Here is a 10,500-nt window from a genome sequence, read left to right as displayed (position 1 = left end):
TTAAGGGGTTGCCGATGCTAGTCGCCACGAACGTAGCGATGCCTATTAGCGGCATTTTAAACAAGATAGTGGTAGCGAACGGGGCTGCCTATTGTACCGGTGGCCAATAAGAAAAAAGGATGAATCGGGCTTATTTGGCGGCGTACGAAACGTCGTGTCCCGTCGCTGTGAGAAGAGCCTCTTGCGCTTTCAGAATACCTGGCAACATGTTGAGCGCACCCGCATCGTTACTGGCTCGGCAACGGTGGCAAAACTCATGGGCACGGGCAGCAAGAGCAACATGATGTGCCGCCACGTCAGGGGTCTGTAACTCCGCCCACCTGGGGCAGGCGCACAGCATTGGCCATTGGGCTGCCAGCAGCGTTTGCACCTCTGACGCCAGCTTGGCCGAGAGAGGCCAGTAGCTTCCCAGCGTGTCATGAGCCCACCCATGCCAATCCAACAGCAGCAACTGCTTATTATCTACCAAGGCCAGGCGCGCGCTGGCGGGATTATGGATGGTCAGGCATTGAGGCACCTTCTCGACCAAGGCAATGATATGTGGCCAGCACTCTTTGAAACGCGCTACCTGAAAGGCTTCCCTGTCTTCATGGGTAAGGTAATCAAACCAGGCGGTGTCGATGCTCCTCATGCGCTCAGGCAGCGAAGCGAAGGTGGCTCGATATTGCATCACGAGCCCCTGAGAGACCGGTAGTTGCAGCAGCGCCTTGCGAAGTGGGGCCATCCAGGGTTTGCGCTCTTCGGAATTTAGCCACTGTGGGCGCTGGCTCCCGACGTTCAGCACCACGTAACGGCACCAGAGCAAGCCACCATGCTCGAGCAGCCTGGGCACTTCGGGCTGTACTGCGCAGGCTGTCATATGATGCTCTTCGAGCAATGCCACTTCATGATGCGCCTCGTTCTCCCGAGCGGGCACGTAGCATTTCAACAGCCAGTAAGCGGGTGGCGCGCTGCCGTGTTGAGCACGTAGCAGCACGTGGGAAACGGTACGCCCATGAAGCAGGCGGCATTCGACGATCTCGAAGACGCCATGATGACGTTCGGCAAGCCAGCCGGGCAACCATTGAGCTAACCTTGCTGCTTCGAAGCGTTGGAGGAAATCGGTGGCCTCCTCTATGAATACTTGCCGTGGACGGGGCAGCAGCAGCATGTTGATGTGCTTAAAATGCTTGATGATCCCTAGCACGTTGACGATGCCATTGACGCTGGCAGCCATCATTTGACGCAGGGCAATCAGCAGGATGAACAGCGTGAACAGGGGGCGCACCGAGCCATAAATATAATCGATGACCAGGATGCCGAACCCCAGCGCAAAGCTGACATTGATCACCGTCAACACGTTGCTTTGCAGCTTTTCCTGAATCTGGGGCACTTTTTCGAAACGATAATGCCGCACCACGATGCCCACCAGGGTCGCCACACAGGCCGCCGCCAGCAATCCCAGCACAAGGTGTAATGACCCAATGACCAGGCAAAACAGCAGCGCAATGCAGGCCGAGGATAGCGCTCCCAGCACGATGGTCAGCACGCGCCTACCCAAGGCGCGATGATTGGCCACCAGGCGCGTCTTGTTGAGCGTTTTCAGTAAGGTGTCGAAGAAGCGTGAGATGCAGCGCTTGATCAGCCACTGAAGCAGAGCGAAGGCACAAAAGCAGAGGACAGCCAATGCCAACAGCATGGCGATCTTGTCATTATCGCCAAACCGCGCCGGTAGCCCATTGGTCAAGCGGCTTTGACCGGTCATCAATACCTGCAACAGTTGCCAGGGCAATAACAAGCTGGCCAGCAGCAGCGCTTGTGCCGCTATCTGCATGACGATAATGACGAGCACTCGCCAGCGAAACGGATAAATCACTTCCTGCAAGAGTGCGCCCATCAAGGCACGCAGATGCTGACGATGAGCCACCTGCTCTGCATTCGCGAACATGAGGTACATTACTCCAACCTGGCATCGATCAGTTGCATGAACGCTCGCAGCTCATCCGGCTGGTCTGGCTGCAATGTATAGGTCGATATCGCGTGTCGTAAGGCGGCCAGGATAACGTCGTTGTAGTGTGTACTGCGCTGTTCGGCTTCGGCCCACCCATAGAGGGGCCACTGCTGCTGTTGAGCCAAAGCGATACTGGCCTGGTGGAGCGCGTCGAACAGGGGCGCCACGAAACGGCTGCCGTACAGGCGTTCAAGCTCAACGACGTGGCTACCATCTTGGTAGCGCAGCGATATCAGTGACCTGGGCAAGGAAATACTGCCTTGAGGGTCGAGCAAATAGAATAGCCGCTGCCAAAAACTCACCGCACCATAGCTGGACTGCATGACCCTTTCCAATGCAAGGCTATCCGTGGGTAAAGGTGGGCCGGGCTGCACGTCGCCACTCAACAGCGACTCCGACCAGCGCGCCAAGCCTTCGTGTAACCACCCCTGTTTGAACATCATATGGGCGTTTTGGTAGAGATGAAAAAGCTCGTGGGCAGGCGTCAGATTGCCAGAGGCGTCCACGCGACCTCCCAGCGCCATGCGAATATGGCACCCTGGCATGGCAGGGTTACGCACCACTTCGTCATAGGCTTGTCCGCCGCGCACCTGATCGTCTCGCAGAATCACCACCATCGCCTCGGCATATCGATAACGTGGCATCTGTAGGGGTGGCGTCAGGCCCAGCACCTCCTGGAATAGCGCGTGGGCAGCCGCTAGTTGAGTGGCGATATCATCCTGCCTGAGAGTATCCCTGGAGACCGGCGGCTCGGGCGCCTGTACGGCAAAATGGGTCACCGCACCCGACACATCTGGCATCTGCACCGCTTCCACTATCGACAAGGCAGGTTCGCGTGTCAGCGTATGACAAACACCCGCTTCCTGAGAAGGCTGTGCCAGGGCGGGAACAGCACTCACCAGCAAGGCGGCGAACGTCAACCAGCGGCGCTGGGTCGTCCACACGGCCTGCCTACCCATGGTTCGACGGTGCAAACAGCGAGGAAAGCCCCACGCCATGGGACGCTTTGACAAGCACATGATCACCTGGCTGCAGGTGCTTCACGAGGTCCGCCTTGAGCGCCTTGACCTCCGAGTAGTGATAAACGCCCTCTTCTTCACCGCCCAACGTCGCCAACAGCGTTTGGCTCAGCGGGCCACATAGCAGCACACGCCGTGTGGCCAAGGCGGCAATCAACGGCGACAACTCACGGTGCAGCACTTCTGCCTCCTCGCCCAGCTCCAGCATGTCGCCCATGATCAACAGCTTACTTTCCCCCTTGACCGGCAAGGCAGCAAAGGCTTCCAGCGCCATACGCATGGAAAGCGGGTTGGCATTGTAGGCTTCATCATGCAGAGTGATGTGCATCCCCTGGTAGTGCAGAGGAGTGACGGCACCTCGGCCCGGGACTGCCTGAAAAGTGCGCAACCGCTCGATGACCTTCGACAAAGGCAGCCGGTCATGCTGGGCGACGGCCAATATGGCGAGGGCATTCAACATCATATGGCGCCCTGCCGCGGCCAGCTCGACGGTATATGCATTGCCATCGATACAGACTTGTCCGACCTGCCCCTGATATTCCAGCAGTCGAACATCCGCTTCCTCATGCTCTCCAAAACTGATCACCGTCAAGCGGTAATGTCGTGCTTGCCCTGCAAGGTACGCGAAATGGGCACTGTCGCGATAGAGAATCGCCACTCCACCGGGCGCCATGCTCCTGAAGATGCGCGCTTTCTTTCGAGCAATTTCATCGAGAGAGTGGTGATAGACAAGATGCGACGCGGCAATGTTGGTGATGATGGCAAGGTCAGGCCGCGCCAGCGCTGTATTGACCGCCATGGAGCCAATGGCCATCTCGACGGCCCAATAGTTTGCCGTTTGCGGCATGGACGCCAGATTCCAGGCCACCCCGATGGGCAAGTTGGCACTCCCTCGACTCTGCCCCACGGGGCCGTCATCCAAAGCGTGTGCCAACATCGCTACCACGGTGGTCTTGCCCGCGCTTCCCGTGACTCCGACCACTCGCCCACGAAACTGGCGGCGCTGATGTTGCCCAATGGCGAGCACCGCGGCCCTGACATCCTCTACCTGCAGAATGGGCACCCCAAGCGCTTGGTAAACCTCGCCTTGTTCACATATGATGGCCGAGGCCCCCTGCTCCACCAGCACTTTTATGGCGGCTTCCGTAAAAAAGCCTTTATCAGCCCTGCCTCTCGCCACCACGAGATGACCTGGCTCGAAAAACGATTGTTTGCAACATAGCCCTGTGGCCTGCCAGCCCATTGGCGGCATCACATGCCAGCGCCCCTTGGTCATCGATGCCAGTGGTTCGGCCTCCAGCTTGCCCTCGCCCACCCTGAAACTCGCCTGCCGACCATGGCCAAGCAATTGCTGATAAGCCACCAAGCCAGAGAGATAGTGCTCGACATCGTCGATGCGCACGCGGAAGCCATGATGACGGATGAAAAAGGCATCTTGAACGGTATGCGGTGCCTTGAAGAACATGGCCACTTCCGGCCAGAAGAATCCATTCTGCAAGTAGTTCGCGCGGCTATGCAGCGCGTGATAGAACGCATCGATGTCCAGGCCATCGAGCACATCGGCAAGCTCCGGCATCTGCTCCAGCGTGAGCAGTGTCTTGTGGAACGCCATGGAGAGTTCCAGCAATGTCGGGAAAGTGGTGATCCGGTCGCGAATGAAGTCGATGTAACCTGCTACGTTGCGTACCGCAAATTCAAAATAGCGGCGCTCGGGGCGGTACATCACCAGCTCGTTGGTACAGTAGGCCAGCCAGTGATCGTGGGCCTGCTCATGACCGTTGTCGATAAAATAGTCAAAGGCTTTGACGACACACGCCAGCCACTGAGGGTTGCGGGTTTGGCCATATAGCCGCATGAGCGCAAAGGCTGCCTCGCCATCGTAATAGATGATCCGAGACTTTTCCTTGAGTGATAAATCTGGCGCATTCAGCACGTGCACGAAGCTGCCATTGGCTTCCTGCATGCGGACGATCCCCAGTGCCAGCGCATCGGCCAGCCCGACATAGCGGTCATCGTCCATCACCTGCCGATACTTGACCAACGCCAGGATAGCCACTGCATTGGCGCCCAGCTTGATGATGTTGCCCGTATCGACCACATAGGCCGCGCCATCACGCTGGAGGATATCGTGGGCACACAAACTTTCCACCGCACGCCCTATCTGGTCACGCAGCTGGCCTAGCGCTTCGTCGTCGAGCAGCCGTTGAGCAACGCAGCTTTCATAGCCTTCCAACAGTGCGTAGGTGCTGCTGGCATGGCGCAGTATGTTGTAGGTATCAATCTCACGATTGAAACAGGGAAAGTAGCCGTACACGTAGCGGCCATTCGCCTTGACCTGCCTACCCAGAAAGCGCGTCGAGCGGCCAATCAGTTCGGCGGTGGAGGCAGGTGTCAACGGCGGGGTTTCACGCCGCCCCCAGCAGCGGGGCTGCGTGCTCAGGGTATGGTGGCTCGGCGGTTCACTGCTGAATTCCAGGAACACCCCAGCCGTCGCAAAGCTCCATACCCTCATCTCATCGGCAAAGCTTGGCATCTGACTGGAGCCGTGGCGGGCTTTGAAGTAACGCTCCAGATGGGCCTGATTGATTTGCGCATGGCCCACCTGGTGCCCACCATAAAGGCAGGCATTGGCATTCAGCTCCATTTCACTGAGCAGCAGTCGGGGTTCGCGCTTGCCTTCAAACGCCAAACCGCTGCGAAAGTAGCTGCGTTTGTAGCGTTTGAGCTCTTGCTTGAGAGCAGCCCAGTGCCATGCCCGCACGGCAAAAGGCCACTCGATACGGCATCCGGTCAACGGATGCTCGAACTTGCCCTGCAGCCTGACCACGGCTTGTGTCAACGCAGGCACCACGGATGCCCAGTTGCCCGCTTCGAGTTCGTCGGTAGCCACCGTCACGGTAACTACCTGCGCACGTGAGTAACCATCACTCGCAGAGATCAGCAGGAGCGATGCAAACGATGCCTCGCGGGCGTGTCGGCTTTGCCAGAGCGGCATGGCTGTGTGGCCCATCACCTCTAGCGCCTTGGAAAAATCCATGCTTTGAGGGGCGCAGGTCATCGCGGCTGGCTGCACTGAATCCTTCGGCATGTCAGGGCTCTTCAAGGGCGTTGGACGCGCAGCATTGGCAGCGGAGTAGCACTGCTTCAATCCACGCTATTGGGAGCGTACTCCGTGGTGGGGGCCAGCTTGAGGATCAGTTGCAAGCGGTCACGCACCGACAGCTTTCTGAAAATGGCGCTGAGATGCGCCTTGACCGTGCGTTCCGTGATATCCAGCTGGCGAGCCGCCTCTTTATTGGTTGCCCCGCTGGCAATGGCCAAGGCAACGCCACGCTCTCGTTCGGTCAAGAGACTCAGATACTCGCTGTGCGCATAGCGCGAAGGCTCTACACGCTGTTGTAACGCCTTGAACGCTCCTCCCAAGACTTTCGACAGCAGTGATTGCCCTACCCAGACCCCCTGGTTGGCAACCACCACGGCCACCTGCTGCAGTACTTCGGAAGAAGCCAATGTATGTACATAGCCACGGGCACCCAAATCGAGTGCATGTAGCGCTTCTCGATCATCAGGCGCGTAGCTCATGACCACCACCACCGCCTCCAGATTGGCCAAGCGGGTCACTTGCTCTGGCCAACCCTCGACGCTGGTGGACAACCATACGATGTCATGGGCAGAGACACGCTGCACCACACTTTCCAGGGTCAGTTGCGCCGTGCCGGGAAATGCTTTTTTCCAGCGCGCTTTCAAACCGCCCTCTGTTGTTATGAACCAGTGTTTCATCAGCGCTCCCCCATGGAATCTCGCCACGCTCTCAAAACAGGTTTCAGCATGAACTGCATGACCGTGCGCTTACCGGTGACGATATCCACCTGAGCGGTCATCCCCGGTATGACCTGTAGCCGTTCGGCGACGCTTTCGTTTTCCAGGCTACGTACGCGAACCAGATAAAAAGTATTACCCTCATCATCGGTAATGGTGTCGGCACTGATATGCTCGAGTTCCGCCTGCAGGCCGCCATAAATCGCATAGTCGTAAGCCGTCAACTTGATGGTGGCGGGTTGTCCTGGGTGCAGGAAGGCAATGTCCTGCGGGGCAATACGCGCTTCCACCAGCAGTTGATCGTCACTGGGCACGATTTCCACGACTTCCTGCCCCGGCTGAGCAACACCGCCAATCGTATTGATGTGGATGCGCTGTACGATGCCATCTACCGGTGAGCGAATCTCAGTGAGCCGGACGCGATCCTGCAAACCGGTGCCTGACTGCTGCAATGCATTCAGATCACCCAGCGCCTGGGCCAGATCATTACGCCACTCGCTGCGACGCTCGGCCCCCAGCTCCCTCAGCTGGGTTTCGGCCTCTTCCACGGCAGCTTGCAAGCGTGATACCGAGGCATCTGCCTGACTGCGCTCGCCCGTGGCACGCGATACTTCCCGCTGCAAACGCAGCACCTCTACTTCCGATACCGCACCGGATGCCAGCAAAGGACGTGTCAGGTTCAGTTCCTGGCTGGCCATGTTCGCTTCGCGCTGGGCCGTATCTCGTCTTGCCTGCGCTTCACGAAGCTCCTCGCGACGCTGCCGGATACGGTCGTTGAGCACGTTTTCCTGTTCGCGCAGTTCTTCGCGGCGGCTGTCGTACACTTCGCGCTCTTGCATGACGATATTGGGTACTTCCTGGCGAAGCTCCTCGGAGGGCTCGAAAGGCGAGTTGGTGGCCAACGCCCTGAGACGCTCGGCACGAGCCTCCAGCGCAAAACGCTGGGCGCGGTTTTCCCTGAAATCCGAGACGAAGCGAGTCGGGTCGATCTGCATCAGCACGTCGCCAGCGCTGACCAGCTGCCCCTCGCGAATCATGATCTGATTGACCACCCCGCCATCGAAGGATTGGATACGCTGGAGCTGGCTGGCGGGAATGACGCGGCCCGTGCCACGGGTGACTTCATCGATGGCGGCGAAGTAGGACCACACCAGTAGCGCCACGATGGTCAACAGTACCGTGTAGAGAAACACCCGTGCTCGAATGGGCTCTTGCTGCATACGCGCCCAGTCGGTATCGCTTGCCCAATCCCGGTTGAGGTGAGCAGACGTGACCCGTTTGGCAAACAGTCGATCCATGAAAGGGCGAAACGGCTTTTGGCCTTTTTCGGAAAAACGGCCGATCGCGTCGAATCCTTTCTGTTCGGAGGTGGGAGCAGGTTTGCGTGCCATCAGGAAGCCCTCCCGATCTGACCTTGGCGCAAGGCCTCCACCACGGTATCGCGGGGGCCATCGGCCACCACTTTGCCCGCATCCATGACGATGATGCGATCGACCAGCGACAGCAACGATGTACGGTGCGTGACCACCAGAATGGTCTTGCCTGCCGATATCTGGGTCAGGTTCGCTTTGAAAGCTTCTTCACTGGCGTTGTCCATGGAGCTTGTGGGCTCGTCCAACAGCAAAATGGGCGGGTCCTGCACCAGCGCTCGGGCAATGGCCACCGACTGCTTTTGCCCGCCGGACAATGCCTGACCACGCTCGCCCACCTGCAAATCCACCCCATGAGGGTGGCCATTCACCAGTGCCTCCAGCCCGGCGAGCTCCAGCGCCCTGAGCAACGCTTCGTCATCCACGCGGTCATTCCCACCACCGGCCACGATGTTGTCGCGCAAAGAGCCCGAGAACAGACTGACATCCTGCGGCACATACCCTATGTGGCGGCGCAGGTGAAGCGGATCCAGCTGGCGAATATCGACGTTGTCGACCAGCACGGCCCCTGCCGTCGGCTGATAGAACCCCATGATCAGCTTGTTGAGAGATGATTTGCCACAGCCGATACGCCCCAGCAACGCCACCTTCTCCCCCGCCTTGATGTGGATCGACACCTCGCGCAGGGCATCGCGCTCTTCGTTGGGGTAACGCAGAGTGACTTTCTCGAGACGAATATTGCCCTCGAAGCTGGGCTTTTCGACGTAGGATTTACCCTCATGACGCTCGCTTTTCTTGTCCATGACATTATTGAGCGACTCGAGCGCCGTGGAAGATTGGTGGTACTGAGCCAGCAGCGCAGCCGCTTGGCTAATCGGTGCCATGGCCCTCGAAGAGAGCATGTAAGCGGCAATCAAGCCGCCCTGGGTCAGGTTGCCTTGAATGATCTGGTAAACGCCGACGATGATCACGCACACCGCAATGCTGTGCTGCGCCCACTGCGCCACGTTCGACACCGACGTACTGACCATTTTCAGCTGACTGCCGGTTTTGGCCAGAAATGCCGTGGCTTTCTCCCACTGACGCTGAATACGGCTTTCGGCTCGCAGGGCCTTGACGTTTTCGAGTTGGGAAATCGACTCTACCAACAGCGAGTTACGCTGTGCACCCACCTCCCACGTGGTCTGCGACAACTCGTGCAACTTGCCCTGAGCAGCCAGCGCGTAAAGCAGCACGAAGACGATGCCCACCAACACCGGCAGCACCAGCCAGGGGTTGATCAGCGCAATGATCGCCGCAAACATCAGCACGAACGGCAAATCGACGATGCCTAGAATGGTCGCGGAACCAATGAAAGCCCGCACCGACTCGAAGGATTGAAGCGTCGAGGTAAACGAGCCGGTGGACGCAGGCCGTTCCTCGAGCCGCAGCCCTAGCGATTTCGCCATAATGGATGATGAGAGTTTGACATCCGCACGGCTTGCCGCCAGATCAACGAAGCTGCTGCGCATCAGTCGCAGCGCCAAGTCGAAACACAAGACGATAAAAATACCGACAGCCAATACCCACAGGGTCTCGGTTGCCTGATTGGGTACGACACGGTCATACACGTTGAGCACGAAAAGCGGCATGGCCACCGCGAACAAGTTAATGGCCAGCGAACCCAACACGATGTCTCGGTATAGACGACGATTTTCGCGGATAACGCCCCAGAACCAGTGCTGGTCGCGACGCTTCTTGCTATTGACGCTTGGCTCTGAAGCATTGTCCGTCAGAAACTTCGGACGCACATAAATGGCATCGCCACTGTAACCCGCGTGAAGCTCCGCCAGCGGTATCTCGACCTCTGACTCTGCCAACTCAGGAAACAGAACGCGTGCTTTTTGCTGCTTGAGGTCAATGGCCAACAAGACGCATGCCCGCCCAGGTTCGAGCAGCAGTACGGCGGGTAGCAGCGCAGGATTGAGTGCCGAAAGACGACTTTTGACGATACGCGCCGTCAGCCCGGCCCTGGAAGCCGCACGCCCAAATACCGACGGCGTCAGCTTGCCTTGCTCCAGAGGAAGCCCTGCCCGCAATGCTTCGGCAGACACTTCATGCTGATGAAAGGAGGCAATCGCCTTGAGGCACTCCAGCAATTCATCGCCATTTGGCTGTTCACTGGACAGTGAGTTTACTGCGTCCGTCGTCGTTACCTTCGCTTGTGTCACACAGACCTCATATCCTCAGGTGAAGCGTCTACTGCTCATGAAAAGCACGCCAGGGTGGCCACTGAAACCAACCCGCCGCTTGCTGGCAGCGG

The 10,500-nt window shown here is 58.4% G+C and carries 6 protein-coding genes; all 6 read right to left on the bottom strand.

The window, feature by feature from the left end:
* Positions 1 to 130: 130 nt before the first annotated feature.
* Genes LG409_RS05715 through LG409_RS05690 form a run of 6 tightly spaced genes read right to left on the bottom strand, consistent with a single transcriptional unit; the run spans position 131 to position 10,336 of the window.
* Positions 131 to 1,927, bottom strand: a complete 1,797-nt coding sequence (locus LG409_RS05715) for an ABC transporter ATP-binding protein (RefSeq protein ID WP_227407792.1) — start codon at positions 1,925 to 1,927, stop codon at positions 131 to 133.
* Between the two features lie 8 nt (positions 1,928 to 1,935).
* Entirely contained in the window at positions 1,936 to 2,934 is a 999-nt protein-coding gene (locus LG409_RS05710) for a hypothetical protein (protein WP_227407791.1), read from the bottom strand.
* Positions 2,935 to 2,941: 7 nt separating this feature from the next.
* Positions 2,942 to 6,097: a UDP-N-acetylmuramoyl-tripeptide--D-alanyl-D-alanine ligase gene (locus LG409_RS05705; protein WP_227407790.1), complete on the bottom strand. Its 3,156-nt coding sequence runs from the start codon at positions 6,095 to 6,097 to the stop codon at positions 2,942 to 2,944.
* 56 nt (positions 6,098 to 6,153) lie between these two features.
* On the bottom strand, positions 6,154 to 6,789 hold the full coding sequence (locus LG409_RS05700) for a response regulator transcription factor (RefSeq protein ID WP_227407789.1): 636 nt from the start codon (positions 6,787 to 6,789) through the stop codon (positions 6,154 to 6,156).
* A complete protein-coding gene (locus tag LG409_RS05695; protein ID WP_039182083.1) occupies positions 6,789 to 8,219 on the bottom strand; it encodes an HlyD family type I secretion periplasmic adaptor subunit in 1,431 nt (476 codons plus the stop codon). Before LG409_RS05695 ends, LG409_RS05700 begins: the two co-directional genes overlap by 1 nt.
* Positions 8,219 to 10,336 (bottom strand): type I secretion system permease/ATPase, encoded by a 2,118-nt coding sequence (locus tag LG409_RS05690; protein ID WP_446718792.1) that lies wholly within the window; start codon positions 10,334 to 10,336, stop codon positions 8,219 to 8,221. Before LG409_RS05690 ends, LG409_RS05695 begins: the two co-directional genes overlap by 1 nt.
* Positions 10,337 to 10,500: the final 164 nt, after the last annotated feature.

The sequence above is a fragment of the Halomonas sp. NyZ770 genome (genome assembly GCF_020616575.1).
GTDB classification, from domain to species: Bacteria; Pseudomonadota; Gammaproteobacteria; order Pseudomonadales; family Halomonadaceae; genus Vreelandella; species Vreelandella hamiltonii.
This window is presented reverse-complemented; position numbering and strand designations above follow the sequence as displayed.